At 71.7% G+C, this 16821-nt stretch carries 14 protein-coding genes; 7 read left to right on the top strand and 7 right to left on the bottom strand.

Annotated elements, in window-relative coordinates; all coding sequences use genetic code 11:
- The first annotated feature begins 29 nt into the window (after window positions 1–29).
- The gene (locus ACIP4Z_RS00070; RefSeq protein WP_355334089.1) at window positions 30–1619 is read left to right on the top strand and encodes a Na+/H+ antiporter; all 1590 of its coding nucleotides are present in this window, start codon (window positions 30–32) and stop codon (window positions 1617–1619) included.
- 67 nt (window positions 1620–1686) lie between these two features.
- Here ACIP4Z_RS00070 and ACIP4Z_RS00065 read toward each other — a convergent pair whose 3' ends face one another.
- Complete coding sequence (locus ACIP4Z_RS00065) at window positions 1687–2793, bottom strand: mechanosensitive ion channel family protein (RefSeq protein WP_401304987.1); 1107 nt, start codon at window positions 2791–2793, stop codon at window positions 1687–1689.
- Window positions 2794–2835: 42 nt separating this feature from the next.
- Between ACIP4Z_RS00065 and ACIP4Z_RS00060 the strand changes: the two genes are divergently transcribed.
- Window positions 2836–3489 (top strand): dienelactone hydrolase family protein, encoded by a 654-nt coding sequence (locus ACIP4Z_RS00060; RefSeq protein WP_355334701.1) that lies wholly within the window; start codon window positions 2836–2838, stop codon window positions 3487–3489.
- A 96-nt stretch (window positions 3490–3585) separates the two neighbouring features.
- Here ACIP4Z_RS00060 and ACIP4Z_RS00055 read toward each other — a convergent pair whose 3' ends face one another.
- Together ACIP4Z_RS00055 and ACIP4Z_RS00050 are read right to left on the bottom strand one after the other, a co-directional pair.
- The gene (locus ACIP4Z_RS00055) at window positions 3586–4368 is read right to left on the bottom strand and encodes a thioredoxin domain-containing protein (RefSeq protein ID WP_401303736.1); all 783 of its coding nucleotides are present in this window, start codon (window positions 4366–4368) and stop codon (window positions 3586–3588) included.
- A gap of 55 nt (window positions 4369–4423) precedes the next feature.
- Window positions 4424–5119, bottom strand: a complete 696-nt coding sequence (locus tag ACIP4Z_RS00050) for a hypothetical protein (RefSeq protein WP_401303733.1) — start codon at window positions 5117–5119, stop codon at window positions 4424–4426.
- A gap of 210 nt (window positions 5120–5329) precedes the next feature.
- Here ACIP4Z_RS00050 and dnaE point away from each other — a divergent pair, with 210 nt between their 5' ends.
- Window positions 5330–8884, top strand: a complete 3555-nt coding sequence (gene dnaE, locus ACIP4Z_RS00045; protein ID WP_355334082.1) for a DNA polymerase III subunit alpha — start codon at window positions 5330–5332, stop codon at window positions 8882–8884.
- Between the two features lie 164 nt (window positions 8885–9048).
- Here the strand turns inward: dnaE and ACIP4Z_RS00040 are convergent, their stop codons facing one another.
- Entirely contained in the window at window positions 9049–9225 is a 177-nt protein-coding gene (locus tag ACIP4Z_RS00040) for a hypothetical protein (RefSeq protein WP_355334079.1), read from the bottom strand.
- Window positions 9226–9451: 226 nt separating this feature from the next.
- Between ACIP4Z_RS00040 and ACIP4Z_RS00035 the strand changes: the two genes are divergently transcribed.
- The 4 genes from ACIP4Z_RS00035 to ACIP4Z_RS00020 all read left to right on the top strand — a co-directional run bounded on the left by ACIP4Z_RS00035 (window position 9452) and on the right by ACIP4Z_RS00020 (window position 13577).
- The gene (locus ACIP4Z_RS00035) at window positions 9452–10702 is read left to right on the top strand and encodes an NYN domain-containing protein (RefSeq protein ID WP_391043988.1); all 1251 of its coding nucleotides are present in this window, start codon (window positions 9452–9454) and stop codon (window positions 10700–10702) included.
- A gap of 107 nt (window positions 10703–10809) precedes the next feature.
- Window positions 10810–11892, top strand: a complete 1083-nt coding sequence (locus ACIP4Z_RS00030) for an ABC transporter ATP-binding protein (protein ID WP_401303728.1) — start codon at window positions 10810–10812, stop codon at window positions 11890–11892.
- A 178-nt stretch (window positions 11893–12070) separates the two neighbouring features.
- A complete protein-coding gene (locus ACIP4Z_RS00025; protein WP_391043990.1) occupies window positions 12071–12892 on the top strand; it encodes an ABC transporter permease in 822 nt (273 codons plus the stop codon).
- Between the two features lie 34 nt (window positions 12893–12926).
- Window positions 12927–13577 (top strand): hypothetical protein, encoded by a 651-nt coding sequence (locus ACIP4Z_RS00020; protein ID WP_401303724.1) that lies wholly within the window; start codon window positions 12927–12929, stop codon window positions 13575–13577.
- A 36-nt stretch (window positions 13578–13613) separates the two neighbouring features.
- Here ACIP4Z_RS00020 and ybaK read toward each other — a convergent pair whose 3' ends face one another.
- From ybaK to ACIP4Z_RS00005, 3 genes are all read right to left on the bottom strand, one after another.
- Window positions 13614–14135 (bottom strand): Cys-tRNA(Pro) deacylase, encoded by a 522-nt coding sequence (gene ybaK / locus ACIP4Z_RS00015; RefSeq protein ID WP_401303721.1) that lies wholly within the window; start codon window positions 14133–14135, stop codon window positions 13614–13616.
- A gap of 20 nt (window positions 14136–14155) precedes the next feature.
- Complete coding sequence (locus ACIP4Z_RS00010) at window positions 14156–14914, bottom strand: LON peptidase substrate-binding domain-containing protein (RefSeq protein WP_355334061.1); 759 nt, start codon at window positions 14912–14914, stop codon at window positions 14156–14158.
- 163 nt (window positions 14915–15077) lie between these two features.
- Complete coding sequence (locus tag ACIP4Z_RS00005) at window positions 15078–16583, bottom strand: oxidoreductase (protein WP_401304985.1); 1506 nt, start codon at window positions 16581–16583, stop codon at window positions 15078–15080.
- Window positions 16584–16821: the final 238 nt, after the last annotated feature.

The following is a 16821-nucleotide window of genomic DNA, read 5'->3' as shown; positions in this document are numbered from 1 at the left end:
GCGCGGAGCCGGTGTGGCATCGTGACGCCGTGGATCAGCTCGCTCTCTTCTTCTTCCTCATGCTCGCGGCCATCGTCATGGTGCCGCTCAGCGACCGGATCGGGCTGCCCTCGCCGGTCCTGATGACGCTGCTCGGCGGGGTCCTCGCGCTGCTCCCGCAGGTGCCCAACGTCCAGATCGACCCCGATCTGATCCTGCCGCTGGTGCTGCCCCCGCTGCTCTACGCGTCCGTACAGCGCACCTCCTGGCGGCAGTTCGCCGCGAACCGGCGGGCGATCTTCCTGCTCGCGGTCGCGCTGGTCTTCGTCACCACGGCCGCGGTGGCGGCGGTCGCCGACGCGGTCGTGCCGGAGATCACACTGGCCGGGGCCTTCGCGCTCGGCGCGCTCGTGGCGCCGCCCGACCCGGTGGCCGCCACGGCCGTCGCGGGCAGCCTCGGACTGCCCCGGCGCATGATCTCCATTCTGGAGGGCGAGGGGCTGTTCAACGACGTCACCGCCATCGTGCTCTACCACGTGGCCGTCGCGGCGGCGCTGTCCGGCAACTTCTCCGCGCCCCACGCGGCCCTGGAACTCGTGCTGTCCGCCGTGGTCGCGATCGCGGTCGGCCTGGCCCTCGGCTGGGGCGCCAACAAGCTGATGGGCGTCGTCGGCGACCCCACCTTGCAGATCGGCCTGTCACTGCTGGTGCCCTTCGCCTCCTACGCGCTGGCCGAGGAGTTCGGCGGCTCCGGGGTCCTGGCCGTGCTCACCACCGCGCTGTTCCTGGCCGAATACGCCTTCGAGGCCGACGACGTGACGGCCCGTCTGGCGGGCAACACCTTCTGGGAGATCGTCGACACCCTCGTCACCGGCATCGCCTTCGGCCTGATCGGCCTCGAACTGCACAATGTGTTCCGGGTCGGCGCGGGCGACTGGGGCCCGATGGTGCGGCACGCCGCCATAGTGGTCGCGGTGGTCATCGGCGTGCGGCTGCTGTATCTGCTGCCCGCGACCTGGGCGGCGCGCAAGATGCACAAGCTGCGCGACCTGGACGAGGACATCCCGATGAGCTGGCGCGAGAGCGTCATCATGTGGTGGTCGGGGATGCGCGGGGTGGCGTCCGTCGCGCTGGCCCTGGCCATCCCGCTGACCACCGACAGCGGCGACGGCTTCCCGGCCCGCACGGAGATCTTGTTCATCGCCTTCGCGGTGGTGCTCAGCACCCTGGTGCTCCAGGGGCTGACGCTGCCGTGGCTGGTGAAACGGCTCGGGGTGCGCAGCGACATCGACGCCGAGCACGACCTGGAGAAGATGCTGGCGCTGCGGGCCATGACGGCCGCCAAGGCGCGGCTGCGCGACATCGAGTCCGTCGAGCCGCTGAGCGACGACCTGTCGGAGCTGCTGCACCGCCGCGCCTTCGACCTCGGCGCGCGGATCTGCCCGGACATCGTGGACGACGAGCGGCGCGAGAGCCACGCCAAGCGCGTCAAGCGGCTCAAGTCGGTCCGCCGCATCCAGGACGAGATGATGTCCGCCGCCCGGCACGAGGTGCTGTCGGCGCGCAGCGAGGCGGGGTACGACCCGGAGGTCGTCGACCGGGTGCTGCGCCAGCTGGACCTGCGCTCGATGCGCGGCTGACAGGTGAGAGCCTCTTACTGCCGTAACGCCCCGCAGCGTGAGGGCCCCGTGGGGGCGTAAGAGCCTCTTACCTGGTGCCCGGTCCCGGGCCCAGATCGCCCGATTCCGGCGCCGGGGCCGCCTCCCGGCCCGGGTCCTGCTCCTGGCCGGGCGCGGGCGCGGTGCTGAGCCGGGGCAGCGCGTACGGGTGCTCGCAGCGCAGCCAGTCGATCAGCTGCTCGCGGACGATGCAGCGCAGGTTGAAGATGTCGTCCGAGTCCTTCGCGGTGGCCAGCGCCCTGACCTGGATCGTGGTCGGGGTGGAGTCGATCACGACGAGCCCCCACGCCCTGCGGTCCCACTCCGCGCAGCTCTCCAGGATCTCCAGCAGCCGCTTGCGCATCAGCGCCACCGGCGCCGAGTGGTCCAGGTGCAGCAGGACGGTGCCGGTCATCCGCGGGTCGCCGCGCGACCAGTTCTCGAACGGATTGCTGGTGAAGTACGACACCGGCATCGTGATCCGCCGCTCGTCCCAGGTGCGCACGCTCAGGAAGGTGAGGGTGATCTCCTCGACCACACCCCACTGGCCCTCCACGACCACGGTGTCGCCGATCCGCACCATGTCGCCGAAGGCGATCTGGAGACCGGCGAAGAGATTCGCGAGCGTGGACTGGGCGGCCACACCGGCGACGATGCCGATGATGCCCGCGGAGGCCAGCACCGACGCCCCGACCGTCCGCATCGCGGGGAAGGTGAAGAGCATCGACGCGACGACGATGACCGTCACGATCGCGGTGAACACCCGCTGGATCAGCGTGAGCTGGGTGCGCAGGCGGCGGATCTTGGGCACGTCGTGGCTGACCGCGACATAGCGCGCGTACGAGGAGTCGATGACCGCGGCGGCGACCCGTACCACCAGCCAGCCGGACGCGGCGATCAGCACCAGCACGAGGAACTGGCCGACGGCCTCCGCGTGGTCCTTCGCCAGATGGGCGGACCGGTAGCCGCCGCGCAGTATGGCGGTGCAGATCACCACCTGGAGGGGTATGCCGCACCGGCGCAGCAGATGCCACAGCGGGGTCTCCGGGTGCCGTCCGTCCACCTTGCGCAGGGAGCGGTCGACGGTCCACCCCACGACCAGCGAGACCCCGACCGCCACACAGACGACGAGAACCGGGCGCAGCGCGCTGTCCATCACCATCCCGCGTCCACCTCGGCTTTCTTGTAGGAAACCCGGATCATCGGGTCTTCGTATCGCGGCGCTCCGCCCAAGGAGGGTAGCTGGCACCATGGTCGCGTACCGAACCCGAACAAAGGCAGCACTGTGACGATCGTCCTGTTCCACTCCGTCTACGGACCGCGTCCCGCCGTGCACGCCGCCGCCGACCGGCTGCGGGCGGCCGGGCACGAGGTCGTCGTGCCCGATCTGTACGACGGCCGGGTCGTGGACACCGTCGAGGCGGGACGGGCGATCCGCGAGGAGATCGGCAACGAGGAACTGCTGCGCCGGGCGGTCCTCGCGGCGGCGCCGTACTCGGAGCGGGAGCTGGTCTACGCGGGCTTCTCGCTGGGCGGGGCCCTCGCGCAGACCGTGGCGCTCGGCGACGAGAAGGCGCGCGGGCTGCTGCTCCTGCACGGCACCTCGGACATCGCCGACGACGCGGCCACCGACATCCCCGTACAGCTCCATGTCGCCGACCCCGACCCCTTCGAGCCGGAGGACTGGCTGAACTCCTGGTACCTGGGGATGCGCAAGGCCGGCGCCGACGTCGAGGTGCACCGCTACCGGGGCGCCGGCCACCTCTACACCGACCCCGACCTGCCGGACCACGACGCCGAGGCCGCCGAGAAGACCTGGGCGGTCGCGCTGGACTTCCTGGCCGGGCTGTAGGACCGCGGGGCCGCAGGAGACCGGGCCGCGCGAAACGGCGGGAGCCGGTCCCCTACGCGTAGGGGACCGGCTCCCGCCGTTCGGAGCGGTGTGCCGCTACTTCAGGGCCGCCGTGATCTGGTCCATCACGCCGTCGGCGGTCAGCTCCTTGCCGTTGAGCCTGATGGTCGGCGTGGACTTGATGCCCGCCGCGTTGAACGCGTCGGAGGAGTCCAGCGCCCACTTGTCGTAGGTGCCCTCCTTGACCGCGGTCTGGAACGCGGCGTTGTCCTTGAGCGCCGGGACCAACTGCGCCAGCTTGATCATGTTCGCGTCGTCCGCGAACAGGTCGGGGCCGGACTCCTCCGGGTGGTGGTCCTTGGAGTAGAGCAGCGTGTGGTACGCCTCGAAGGCGTCCAGGCTCACGTTGGCCGCCGCGCCGACCGCGCTCAGCGCGTTCTTGGAACCGGTGCCGCCGAGGTTGCCGTCCAGGAACGTGCCGAAGTGGTACGTGATCTTGTACTTGCCGTCCTTGGCGCCCTTGAGGACGTCCGCGCCCGAGGTCTGCTCGAACTGCGCGCACGCCGGGCAGCGCAGGTCCTCGAACAGGTCGAGGTTGTTCTTGTTCTTCGGGTCGCCGACCACGATGGTCGAGCCGTTGGTGCCCGAGGTGTTCGCGGGCTTGACCAGCTTGTCCTTCTTGGCGGACTCCCAGTAGCTGGGCTTGTTCGCCGCGTTGACCGCGACGGCGACACCGCCCGCGATGGCCAGCACCGCGACGACGCCGACGCCGACGAATATCTGGCGGCGGACCTTCGCCCGCTTCGCCTCGCGCTCGCGCTCCGCGCGCAGCCGCTCGCGGGCGGCCTGCTTGCTGGCCTTGCTGTTCCTGCTGCTCATGGGGGATCTCCGTGATGACGCGTGGTGGTATGAGAGGGAAGTGCCGGTACGACGGTCAGACTGCGACCGCGACGGGCGGACCACGGCGTACGACGGAGTGCAGCAGCGGGCGCGAGGCGAGCGGACCCGCCGAGGCGCGGGCGGCCGGGCGGAACCGGCGCGGCGGCACCGCGAGCCCGGTGCGGGCGGCCACGGCCAGCAGCAGCGGCCGGAAGGCGGCGGCGGCCATCACGCGCAGCACCCGGTGCAGCGCGGCCTCACCGCGCCGCAGCCACCAGGACGCGACCAGGCCGACGGTCACATGGACGGCCAGCAGCAGCCACGGCAGCGCGGTGGACGGCATCTGCGCCGCGGCGGCGCCGCCCGGCACCGCGGACAGCCCCTGGCCGCCGACCTGGCCGCCGTTGCACAGGAAGGTCTCGTGGAACGACCACCACGAACCGGTCACCGGGCCGCCCGCGGGCCCGTAACAGGCCTGCTGGCCCGCGGTGAAGACGGTGTCGACGGCCAGTTCCAGCGGGACCATCAGGCCCGCGATCGGCCAGAAGCCGCGCTCGTGCCGGCCGCCGAGCAGATACGCCAGCGCGAAGACACCGCCGAACGCGCCGCCGACCACGGTCAGCGGCAGCGGGGTGTGCGACATCAGCACATGGGAGGTGGAGGAGAGGGTGACGCACAGCGCGGCGAAAAGGGCAGCGCGCAGCGCCCTCAGCCTCGGCCGTATGTCCTCCATGGCGACAGAGTGTGCCATGCGCGAGCGTATGTGTGACCTAAAGGCGGGTAACGGATGGGACTACAGAGGGCGGCCGGCACGCGGCGGACTCCTCCGGCGGACCGGCGCGGGTGGCGGTACGGGGAGCCGCGCCGCGTTGTCGGACCCGAGTCGTAGACTCGCAGCGCCGCCAGAATCAGCCAGCGACGCACCAGCAGTCCGCCCCTCTCGCCGGAGGTATCGCCGCCCGTGACCGACCAGCCCTTCACCCATCTCCATGTCCACACCCAGTACTCGCTGCTGGACGGAGCGGCGAGATTGAAGGACATGTTCAAGGCGTGCAACGAGATGGGGATGAGCCATGTGGCCATCACCGACCACGGCAATCTGCACGGGGCGTACGACTTCTTCCACCAGGCCAAGGACGCCGGTGTCACGCCGGTGATGGGCATCGAGGCGTATCTGGCGCCCGAGTCGCGGCGGTACAACAAGCCCGTCAAGTGGGGCGCGCCGCACCAGAAGCGGGACGACATCTCGGGTGCGGGCGCGTACACCCACATGACCATCTGGGCGCGCAACGCCGTCGGGCTGCACAATCTCTTCCGCGCCCAGTCGCGGGCGGCCTTCGAGGGCTACTTCCGCAAGCCCCGGATGGACCGCGAACTGCTCAGCGAGTACGCCGAGGGCCTGATGGGCACCACGGGCTGCCCCTCCGGCGAGATCTCCACCCGCATCCGGCTCGGGCAGATGGACGAGGCGATCAAGGCCGCCGGCGAGTACCAGGACATCTTCGGCAAAGAGAACTTCTTCGTCGAGATCATGGACCACGACATCGACATCGACCGCCGGGCCCGCGCGGGCCTGGAGGAGATCGCCAAGAAGATCGACGCGCCCTTCGTCGTCACCAACGACTCGCACTACACGTACGCCAACGAGTCCTCGGCGCACGACACCCTGCTGTGCATCCAGACCGGCTCGAACATGTCGGACCCCGACCGGTTCAAGTTCGACGGCAGCGGTTACTACCTGAAGTCCGCCGCCGAGATGTACGCGATCGACTCCTCGGACGCGTGGCAGGAGGGCTGCCGCAACAGCCAGCTCCTGATCGCGAACCGGATCGAGACCGAGGGCATGTTCGAGACGAAGAACCTGATGCCCAGGTTCGACGTCCCCGAGGGCTACACCGAAGTGACCTGGTTCCGCGAGGAAGTGGCCCGCGGCATGGCCCGGCGCTTCCCCGCCGGCATCCCCGAGGACCGGCAGAAGCTCGCCGACTACGAGATGGACACCATCGTCCAGATGGGGTTCCCCGGCTACTTCCTCGTCGTCGCCGACTTCATCATGTGGGCGAAGAACAACGGCATCGCGGTCGGCCCCGGGCGTGGTTCCGCGGCCGGTTCGATCGTCGCCTACGCCATGGGCATCACCGACCTCGACCCGGTCCCGCACGGCCTGATCTTCGAGCGCTTCCTCAACCCCGAGCGCGTGTCCATGCCCGATGTCGACATCGACTTCGACGAGCGTCGGCGCGGCGAGGTCATCCGCTACGTGACCGAGAAGTACGGCTCCGACAAGGTCGCGCAGATCGCCACCTACGGCACCATCAAGGCCAAGGCCGCGATCAAGGACTCGGCCCGCGTGCTCGGTTACCCCTTCTCCATGGGCGACCGGATCACCAAGGCCATGCCCGCCGACGTCCTCGGCAAGGGCATCCCGCTCTCCGGTATCACCGACAAGGACCACCCGCGCTACAGCGAGGCGGGCGAGGTCCGGGCGATGTACGAGAACGAGCCGGACGTCACCAAGGTGATCAACTCGGCCAAGGGCATCGAGGGCCTGGTCCGGCAGATGGGCGTGCACGCGGCGGGCGTGATCATGTCCGCCGAGCCGCTGATCGACCACGTGCCGATCTTCTCGCCGAAGAACGACGGCGCGGTCGTCACGCAGTGGGACTACCCGAGCTGTGAGTCGCTCGGCCTGCTGAAGATGGACTTCCTCGGCCTGCGCAACCTGACGATCATGGATGACGCGGTCAAGTCGATCAAGGCCAACAAGGGCATCGACATCGACCTGCTGTCCCTGCCGCTGGACGACCCCAACACGTACGCGCTGCTCGGGCGCGGCGACACGCTGGGCGTCTTCCAGTTCGACGGCGGCCCCATGCGCGCCCTGCTGCGCATGATGAAGCCCGACAACTTCGAGGACATCTCCGCCGTCTCGGCCCTGTACCGGCCGGGCCCGATGGGCATGAATTCGCACATCAACTACGCGCTGCGCAAGAACAAGCAGCAGGAGATCACCCCGATCCACAAGGAGCTGGAAGAGCCGCTCCGCGAAGTCCTCGACATCACCTACGGCCTGATCGTCTATCAGGAGCAGGTGCAGAAGGCCGCCCAGGTGCTGGCCGGTTACTCGCTCGGCCAGGCCGACCTGCTGCGCCGCGCGATGGGCAAGAAGAAGAAGGAAGTCCTCGACAAGGAGTTCATCCCCTTCCAGGCGGGCATGCGCGAGCGCGGCTACTCCGACCAGGCCATCCAGGCGGTCTGGGACGTGCTGGTGCCGTTCGCCGGATACGCCTTCAACAAGGCGCACTCCGCCGCGTACGGCCTCGTCTCCTACTGGACCGCGTATCTCAAGGCCAACTACCCGGCCGAGTACATGGCGGGCCTGCTGACCTCGGTCAAGGACGACAAGGACAAGATGGCGCTCTATCTCAACGAGTGCCGCCGGATGGGCATCAAGGTGCTGCCGCCGGACGTCAACGAGTCCAACGCCAACTTCACACCGCGCGGCGACGACACGATCGTCTTCGGCCTCACCGCCGTGCGCAACGTCGGGACGAACGTGGTGGAGTCGGTGGTCCGCAGCCGCAAGGCCAAGGGGCGGTACGCGACCTTCCCGGACTTCCTCGACAAGGTCGAGGTGGTGGCGTGCAACAAGCGGACCGTCGAATCGCTGATCAAGGCCGGCGCGTTCGACACGATGAAGCACACCAGGCGCGGTCTGACCGAGCACTTCGAGACGATGATCGACAACGTGGTGCAGGTCAAACGCAAGGAGGCCGAGGGCCAGTTCGACCTGTTCGGCGGCGCGGGGGAGGAGGGCGACGACACCCCGGCCTTCGGGATGGACGTGGTCTTCTCCGACATCGAGTGGGACAAGACGTATCTGCTCGCGCAGGAACGGGAGATGCTCGGCCTCTACGTCTCCGACCATCCGCTCTTCGGCATCGAGCACATCCTCAACGACAAGACGGACGCCGCGATCGCCGCGCTGGCCGGTGACTACTCCGACGGCGCGATCGTCACCATCGGGGGCATCATCTCCGGGCTCCAGCGGAAGATGACCAAGCAGGGCAACGCGTGGGCGATCGCCACCGTCGAGGACCTGGCGGGCTCGGTCGACTGCATGTTCTTCCCCGCCACCTACCAACTGGTCTCGACCCAACTCGTCGAGGACGCCGTGGTCTTCGTCAAGGGGCGGCTCGACAAGCGGGAGGACATCCCGCGGCTGGTGGCGATGGAGCTGATGGTCCCCGACCTGTCGGACGTGGGCACCAACGCGCCGGTGATGATCTCCATCCCGACGGTCAAGGTGACCCCGCCGCTGGTGGCCAGGCTCGGCGAAGTGCTCTCCAGCCACAAGGGCAACACCGAGGTACGGGTGAAGCTCCAGGGCGCGCGCACGACCACGGTGCTGCGGCTCGACCGGCACCGGGTGACCGCGGACCCCTCGCTCTTCGGCGACCTCAAGGCCCTGTTGGGCCCCGCGTGCCTGGGCGCCGCGCAGCAGCAGGCGGGCTGATCACCGGCGCGGCGGGCGGGTCGACCGCCGGAGCGGGGGGCGCGTTGACCGCCGGGCCGGGGGCGCGTTGACCGCCGGGGCGCGGGCCGCGCGAGCCCGGCGCGCGTGATGTGAGTGCGGGGGCACCCCTGGTGGAGGGGTGCCCCCGCGACCACGCGGTGGGACTAGTTGTGGCCGAACTTCTGCTTGTTCTGCTTGTGCGAGAAGTCCTGCGCGGGCGCCATCTCCGGCTGGTTCTCGTCCATCGGGCGCTGCGTGCGCTCCCGCTCCTCGGTGGCGGCGGCGCCGCGCTGCTGGTTCTGGTTCTCGCGCTGACGGTTCTGGTTCTTGTTCTTAGCCACGATCGTCTCTCCTAGTGGGGGATGTCGGCCGTTGGCCTGGTGGCCCATCGGCCGCCATCAGATTTGCATGGGAGTACGAAGCGCGCATTTCGGGCAGTTGACGGAGTGGGGCGGCCGGAAAAGTGACCACCGCCACGCCGATGATCGGGTTCGAGGTCATAACCCCCGAGCATTCGGGCAGACTCGGGGGAAATCCGTGCCGGGGGGCGACCGGAAGAGGTGCAACATGGACCGCTGCGTCGTCCTGGTGGACGCAGGCTACCTACTGGGTGCTGCGGCGAGTCTGTTGGCGGGTGAACCCTCCCGGTCCCGGATCACCGTTGATCATGCCGCCGTCGTCGCTGGCCTGCGCGAACGTGCCGAGTTGGAGACCGGTCAGCCACTGCTGCGGATCTACTGGTTCGACGGCGCACCCGACCGGGTTCCGCAACCGGAACACCGTCGGCTGCGGGTGATGCCCCGAGTGACCGTACGACTGGGCGCACTCACCCGGACGGACGGCCGGTGGGCGCAGAAGGGCGTGGACGCCGCCATGCACGCCGAGCTGTCGGAGCTGGCCCGCAACCGCGCGTGCTCCGACGTCGTCCTGGTGACCGGTGACGGCGATCTGCTGCCCGGCATGATGTCCGCCAAGGAGCACGGCGTCGCCGTCCACCTGTGGGCCGTCCAGGCCGCCGACGGGGACTACAACCAGTCGGAAGACCTGGTCGCGGAGGCCGACGAGCGGCGCGTGCTGGACCGCCAGTGGATCACCGCGGCGATCAGGGCCCGTGAGATCCCCGGCGTCTGTCCGCCGCCCGGCCCGCGCCCGGAGATCGCCGCGATCCTCTCCGCGCCGCTGCCCGAGTCGGCCTCGGGCGGCGAGCGGCTGGCGCCCCCGGAGGAGCGGCCGGGCAAGAACGGCACCGCGCCGGAACCGGCGGCGGCCGAGAGCACACCGCCGGGCAAGGTTGCCCCGCCGGAACCCGCCGGTCCCACCGTGCCCACCCCGAAGGATCTCGCCGATCTCGGCCGCAGCCACGCCGCCCCCGCGCCGCCGCCGGCCCAGCCGGCCCCCAGCGCCACCCTGCGCTGGTCGTCGGACAAGGGCTGGACCGACCGCGGCGCGGGCGCCGACCTGCCCGACACCAGCGGCCTGCCCACCCTCGCCCAGCTCACCTCCGCCGAGCAGCGCTGGGCGGACCGCGAGGCCGACATCACGGCGGTCAGCGGCGACCCTTTCGAGGTCGGCCAGGTCTTCGCCCGCCGCTGGATCGCCCGCCTCACCGACACCTCCCAGCTCCAGCAGCTCTCCACCCACTACCCCCGCGTCCCGCACCGCATAGACGGTGAGCTGCTGCGCTACGCCGCCCGCTTCGGCCTGCTCGCCCACAAGGACGACCAGATCGACGAGCACGACCGGTACGCGATCAGGGCCGGATTCTGGCGCGAGGTCGACGCCCACGCGGTCGCCGAGCACGCACCCGCGGGGGAGTGAGCGGCCGGGCCCGCGCCCTCCCGCGCCTCGGTCGGCTCCGAGGGGAAAGCGGGTGAACCGGGCCCCCTTGCGCCGGATGCCGCGTGCGGCGCGTACTCTCGATCCTCGTGAGTACGGGCACGGAGGAGACGGCGCCCCCAGCGGTCGCCACAGCCCGCGACACGGTGTGCACCGTGCGCGGTCTGGTCAGAACGTACCCGGCCGGTTCCGCGGCCAGGGGCCGAGGGCTGCGCCGCCGCCGTACCGCCGCCGACCAGGCACCCGAGACCGCCGCCGCGCCCAGGCCCGGTGTCGTACGCGCCAACGACGGCATCGACCTCGACGTCGGCCGCGGCGAACTCTTCGGCATCCTCGGCCCCAACGGCGCGGGCAAGACCACCCTGGTCCGCCAGCTCACCGGCCTGCTGCGGCCCGACGCCGGATCGATCGACCTGCTCGGCCACGACCTCGTACGCCACCCTGACCGGGCCTCCCGGCTGGTCGGCTACCTCGGCCAGGAGTCGTCCGCGCTGGACGAGCTGACCGTCGCGCTCGCCGCCGAGACCACCGGACGGCTACGCGGCCTGGACGCGCGCGCCGCCCGCGCCGAACGCGACGCCGTCCTGGACGAACTCGAACTCGGCCCGATCGCGGGACGCCCCATCAAGCGCCTCTCCGGCGGCCAGCGGCGGCTGGCCTGCTTCGCCGCCGTCCTGGTCGGCCAGCGGCCCGTCCTGGTCCTCGACGAGCCCACCACCGGCATGGACCCGGTCGCCCGGCGCGCGGTGTGGGCCGCGGTCGGCCGCCGCAGGACCGAGTACGGCGCGACGGTGCTGCTGGTCACCCACAACGTCATCGAGGCGGAGAACGTCCTGGACCGGGTCGCCGTGCTCGACCACGGCAAGGTCATCGCCTGCGACACCCCCACGGGCCTGCGGTCGCTGGTCGCCGACGAGGTCAGGCTCGACCTCGTGTGGCGCGACGAGCCGCCGATGTCGCTGCCCGCCATCGCCGCCCTGCACCCGCTCGCCGACATCTCGGGCCGCCGCTGGACGCTGCGGCTGCCCCAGGAGCGGGCCCGCGCCGCCGTCGCCGAGGTCACCGGGGGACCGGCCTTCGCCGCCCTGGACGACTTCACCCTGGCGATGCCCAGCCTGGAGGACGTCTACCTCGCGCTCGGCGGCAGGGGAGAGGGCCTGGTGAAGTCATGAGACGGGTCCCCCCGCGGTCCGCGCCGCCCCGGCCGGCGGTCGCGCCGTACGCACCCGCCCTCCGGCCGTACGACCCCGCCCTCCGGCCGTACGCACCCGCCCCCAGGCGGTGCGACCCCGTGCTTTCGCCGTACGACACGGCCCCGCCGTGTTCCGCACCGACGCGTGGAGCCTGCGTATGAGCGTGCTCACCCAAACCGTTCCCGCGCCCCGGGGCGTCGCCGCGCAGCAGTCCGGCGCCGCGCCGCTCGCGCCGCGGGCCCGGCTGTGGCCCGCCTTCGGCGCGGTCTACCGCGCGCAGCTCTCGCGGGCCCGGGTGGCCCGGATACCGCTGCTGTTCGTCGCCACCTTCCAGTCCGTCGGGATCATGGTGATGATGCGCGGAGTGGTCGACGGCGGGGACGGGGAGGCGGCGCGCTCGGTCGTCGCGGGCTCCAGCGTCCTGGTGGTCGCCTTCGTCGCGCTCAATCTGCTCGCGCAGTACTTCGGACAGCTCAGGGCGTCCGGCGGACTCGACCACTACGCCACGCTGCCGGTGCCGCCGGCCGCCGTCGTCCTCGGCGCGGCGGGCGCGTACGCGTCCTTCACCGTGCCCGGCACCCTCGTGACCGCCGTGACCGGCTGCGTCCTGTTCCATCTGCCGCTGGCCAATCTGTGGATCCTCGCCGTCGTGATCCCGCTGGCCGGGGCCGCGCTCTCCGGCCTCGGCGCGGCCCTCGGGCTGCTCGCGCCGCGGCAGGAGATCGCCACGCTCTTCGGCCAGTTGGGCATGTCGGCGGCGCTGCTGCTCGGCGTGCTGCCCGCCTCGCACATGCCCGCGCCGATCTCCTGGGCGCGCGATCTGTTGCCCTCCACGTACGGCGTCGAGGCGTTCGCCCGCACCTTCGGCGGGCATCCGCACTGGGCCGCGGTCGTCGGCGACCTGTCCGTGTGCGCGGCCGTCGGCGTCGGCTCGCTGGCCGTCGCCACCTGGGCCTACCGCAGGGCGGCCTGCCGATGAAGCGACGGACAGGCAGACCTGGCACGATGGGCGGGTGACCGCACCCCTGACGCCGCATGACCAGCCGCCGCCGTTCCCGCCGTACCCGGGCGCAGGCCCCGGTGGAGGCGACGGCAAGGGGGACCGGCCCTCACCGGTCGCCGAGTTGGGCCGCGCCGCGCTCGTCGCGGTCGCCGTCACGGTGTGCGGGGTGTTCCTCGGGCTGCTGTGGGCGTGGCTGTCACCGCGCGTCCCGCTGATCTCGGACGGCAAGTACATCTACCTCAAGGACACCGAGGGCGAAGAGGCGATCGGCGGCGACGGCACCTTCGTGCTGATCGCGCTGTGCCTGGGCGCGCTGACCGCCCTCGGCGTCTTCCTCTGGTACCGCCGCGGCGGCGTCGCCGTGGTCCTCGGCCTCGCGGTCGGCGGCGTTCTCGCCTCCATCGTCGGCTGGCGGCTGGGCATCGCCCTCGGACCGACCGTCCACATCAAGGCACACGCCAAGGAGGTCGGCCCGAACGTCGTCTTCGACGGGCCGCTGAAGCTGCGCGCCAAGAGCGCGCTGGTCGCCTGGTCGGCGGCGGCGATGCTGGTGCACCTGGGCCTGACCTCGCTCTTCGGGCCGCGCGACCCGCAGCCGGTGTACGTGGCGCCGCAGCCGTGGGGCGCGCCGCCGCCTCCGCCGCCGCCCCCGGCGCAGTGACGCTCTCCCGCTCAAGGCGAGGTCGAGACGTCCCGGTCAGATACGGGAGATCCGGGCCGTCACCGCTGAGGTGAGCGTCACCAGGTCGGCGGGGGACAGCTCCAGCTCCAGGCCGCGCTTGCCCGCGGAGACGAAGACCGTGGGGAAGCCGAGCGCCGAGGCGTCCAGGGCCGTGGGCAGGCGCTTGCGCTGGCCCAGCGGGGAGATCCCGCCGAGCACGTAACCGGTGCTGCGCTCGGCGTCGGCCGGCGCCGCCATCGTCGCGCGCTTGCCGCCGACCGCCGCGGCCAGCGCCTTGAGGTCGAGCGAGCCCGCGACCGGGACGACCGCCACGGTCAAAGCGCCGTCCACCTCCGCGACCAGCGTCTTGAAGACCCGGCCCCGGACCTCGTCGGAGGGCACCCCGAGCGCCGCGCCCAGCGCCGCCGCGGCCTCGGCGCCGTAGGAGAGTTCGGAGGCCGGGTCGTGCGCGTAGGCGTGCACGGTGAACGGCAGGCCCGCCTTCTCCAGGGCGACCGTGGCCGGGGTGCCTCCGGCCGTACGCGCCTTCTTCGCCATCGCCGACCCCCTGATGCGCGCTAGTTGGCGCTGATCGCCTGGTGGGTGAGTTCCACCGCGGGCAGTGACGGCAGCTTGTCGATCACCGCGCTCTCGCGGCGCAGCAGCCGCAGTTCGGCCGTCAGCCGGGCGGCGGTGTCCGCCGCCTCCAGCAGCTCCTGCTTCACCGAGGTCTCCACGACCACCGCCGCCGCGACGAGATACGACAGCACCGTGGCGTCGTCGGGGAACTCCTGCCCCGGCGCGAGCGTGCGCTCGCGCGCCCCGGCCAGCCGCTTCTGATACGTGCCGAACACCCGTGAGACCTCGGAGGCCAGCGCGCCCGCGCCCGCGCCGGGCTCGTCCGGCAGCTCCTCGTACTCGGCCGTCAGATACGGCCCGCTCGCGTCCACCGACAGCAGCTTGAACCGGATCAGACCCGTGGCCACCAGTTCGTACCCGCCGTCGTCGCGCTCGGCGATGCCCGCCGCGTCCGCGATGCACCCGTAGCCGTACAGCGCCGCCTCCGGGTCCTCGCCGAGACCGGCGGCCGGACCGGTGTCCCCGCCGTCCTGGCCCGTCGGAGCGACCTCCTGGCCGTTCTTGATCGCCACCACGCCGAAACGCCGCGGCGCGTTCTCGGGCAGCGCCAGCAGATCGCCCACGAGCGCGCGGTACCGCTCCTCGAAGACGTTCAGCGGCAGCACCAGGCCGGGAAAGAGCGCCGTACTGAGCGGGAAGAGCGGAAGACGATCGGTCACAGTGAGCAAGGGTACGGGCAGTACGCCCGCCTTAGGCATCCGCTGCGCCCCTCGGTGCCGCGGCGGGCCCCGAAACGCCGCCGATCGGTTGAGCGGGGGTGACGCACCTCATGGCTGCCGCCCGGCTCTCCCGCACACGGCGCCCGCCCGGCCCTGACGGCTGTCGTCCGGCTCGACCGCGGCCGAGGGCAGCCGCCCGTGCTCAACCGCGGCTGAGCATGCGGGAGGCGCCCGCGGCGACCGTGGTGGCGAGGGTCCAGCCGAGCAGGGTGAGCAGGGAGGCCACCCACTGGTTGACGCCGACCTCCCGCCACGCGTTGTCCTGGCCGAGGTCGATCACCGGCAGGAGCAGGTCAAGGGCGTAGAGCGCGGGGCTCCAATGCGGCCGGTAGTCGTTCCCCGCCGGGGGCGGCGTCTTGTGGAGGGCGAAGTACAGCGCGCCCAGCGCCCACAGCACCGCCATCCACACCGCGGCCCGGCCGGGCCGGTAGCCGTATCCGACCGTCACGTCCTGGAGCCACCCCCACGCCCGCCCGGCCGGCGGCAGCGACTCGCGGCGGCGGCGCTGCTTGGCCAGCAGCACCTCGCGGGCGTGCGCGTCCTCGCCGCCCGCCCGCAGCGCGGCGGCCAGCCGCTCGTACGGGCCGGGACTGTATTCCGGCGTCGCCGCGTTCAGCCACGCGACGCGCTCGCGCAGCGGGAAGGCGGTGCGCGGGGTCAGCGCCTCGTACGAGAAGTCCGTCAGATCGACCTGCCCCGGCCCCGGCCAGCTCTGCGGCGCGTCGGTCAGCCGCCCCACCCGCGCGCCCGCCAACGACACCGTCCCGCTGGGCGGCGTCCCCAAGGTGATCCGCAACTCGGGCGTCTGCAAGCGCCGTAGCGAGAGCTGCTGCCCTTCCCCCAGCCGGAACCGCGCCCGGTCGATCACCACGGCGTTGCCCACCCGGGCGTCGTCCAGCCGTACCCCGCCCTCCGCGCTGAACTCCCTGCGGGCCGTGCCGGACGGCTCGCCGCCGCCCGCGGGGTCCGTCCCGCCGGGAGCCGCGGTCGTGTCGGGCGAGCGGTTCGCGGGCCAACTGGTGGTGAGGTAGACGGTGTGCTCGACCGTCGTGCGGGCGGCGTTGAGCGCGTCGCGGCCGTACGGATTGCGCAGGGTGGCCCCGCGCAGGTTGAGACGGCCGCCGACGCGGGCGCTGCGAAGGCTGAACTCGCCGCGCAGGTCGAGGAGTTCGGCGTCCAGGTCCTGGCCGACGGTGAGACCGTCGGCGGCGATGGCGCGGCCGTGGCGGTCGCGGCGGACGGTGAGCTGGTTGAGCAGGAGGTCGGTGCCGATCTGGGCGTCGGTCAGGCGGATGCCGCCGGTCACGACGCACTGCGGCAGATGCAGGTCACCGGTGATCTGGAGCCGGGCGGCCTCCAGCCGCGGGAGGTGGCAGCGCACCAGCCGGACACTGCCCGCCCGGCACTCCGGCAGCAGCACCTGGTCCTCGAAGCGGCAGTCGTCGAACTGCACGTAGGGGGCGACGGTGCCGCCCGCCAGCGACAGACGGCCGGTGATCCGCAGGCCCGCCAGTTTGAGCGCCGCCACCCGCCCCGGCTCCGGCGGCGGCCCGTCCAGCAGCAGTTGCGCGACGGCGTCGGCCCGTACCGCGGGCGTCCCCCCGGCCCCCGCCCCGAAGGCCGCACCGAGCCGGAAGGCCCGCCACATCCCCTGCTCCACAGCCGTCCAGTCGCCCGGCGGCCCCTCACCACGACGCTCGCTCACCCTTCCCCCTCCCACGACCCGCCGCCACGCTAGGGCGTGTCCGCAAAGTCTCGCCTGGCTGGCGGCGCCTGGCACGCACGCTCGCCGCGTTGTCGGGCTCATCCGAATAGGCCCACTATGAGGACGACCCTCCGCCTTGCGATCGCACGCACCAGACACCGCCAGCCCCGCCCTCCGGGCG

It is taken from the genome of Streptomyces sp. NPDC088910 (assembly GCF_044749865.1).
Taxonomy (GTDB): domain Bacteria; phylum Actinomycetota; class Actinomycetes; order Streptomycetales; family Streptomycetaceae; genus Actinacidiphila.
This window is presented reverse-complemented; position numbering and strand designations above follow the sequence as displayed.

Coding starts and splice junctions, on each gene's coding strand:
- ACIP4Z_RS00065 (WP_401304987.1), bottom strand. CDS start 2,793: ATGGACAGCGCGCTGCGCCCGGTTCTCGTCGTCTGTGTGGCGGTCGGG.
- ACIP4Z_RS00055 (WP_401303736.1), bottom strand. CDS start 4,368: ATGAGCAGCAGGAACAGCAAGGCCAGCAAGCAGGCCGCCCGCGAGCGG.
- ACIP4Z_RS00050 (WP_401303733.1), bottom strand. CDS start 5,119: ATGGCACACTCTGTCGCCATGGAGGACATACGGCCGAGGCTGAGGGCG.
- ACIP4Z_RS00035 (WP_391043988.1), top strand. CDS start 9,452: ATGGACCGCTGCGTCGTCCTGGTGGACGCAGGCTACCTACTGGGTGCT.
- ACIP4Z_RS00025 (WP_391043990.1), top strand. CDS start 12,071: ATGAGCGTGCTCACCCAAACCGTTCCCGCGCCCCGGGGCGTCGCCGCG.
- ybaK (WP_401303721.1), bottom strand. CDS start 14,135: ATGGCGAAGAAGGCGCGTACGGCCGGAGGCACCCCGGCCACGGTCGCC.
- ACIP4Z_RS00010 (WP_355334061.1), bottom strand. CDS start 14,914: ATGCCTAAGGCGGGCGTACTGCCCGTACCCTTGCTCACTGTGACCGAT.
- ACIP4Z_RS00005 (WP_401304985.1), bottom strand. CDS start 16,583: ATGTGGCGGGCCTTCCGGCTCGGTGCGGCCTTCGGGGCGGGGGCCGGG.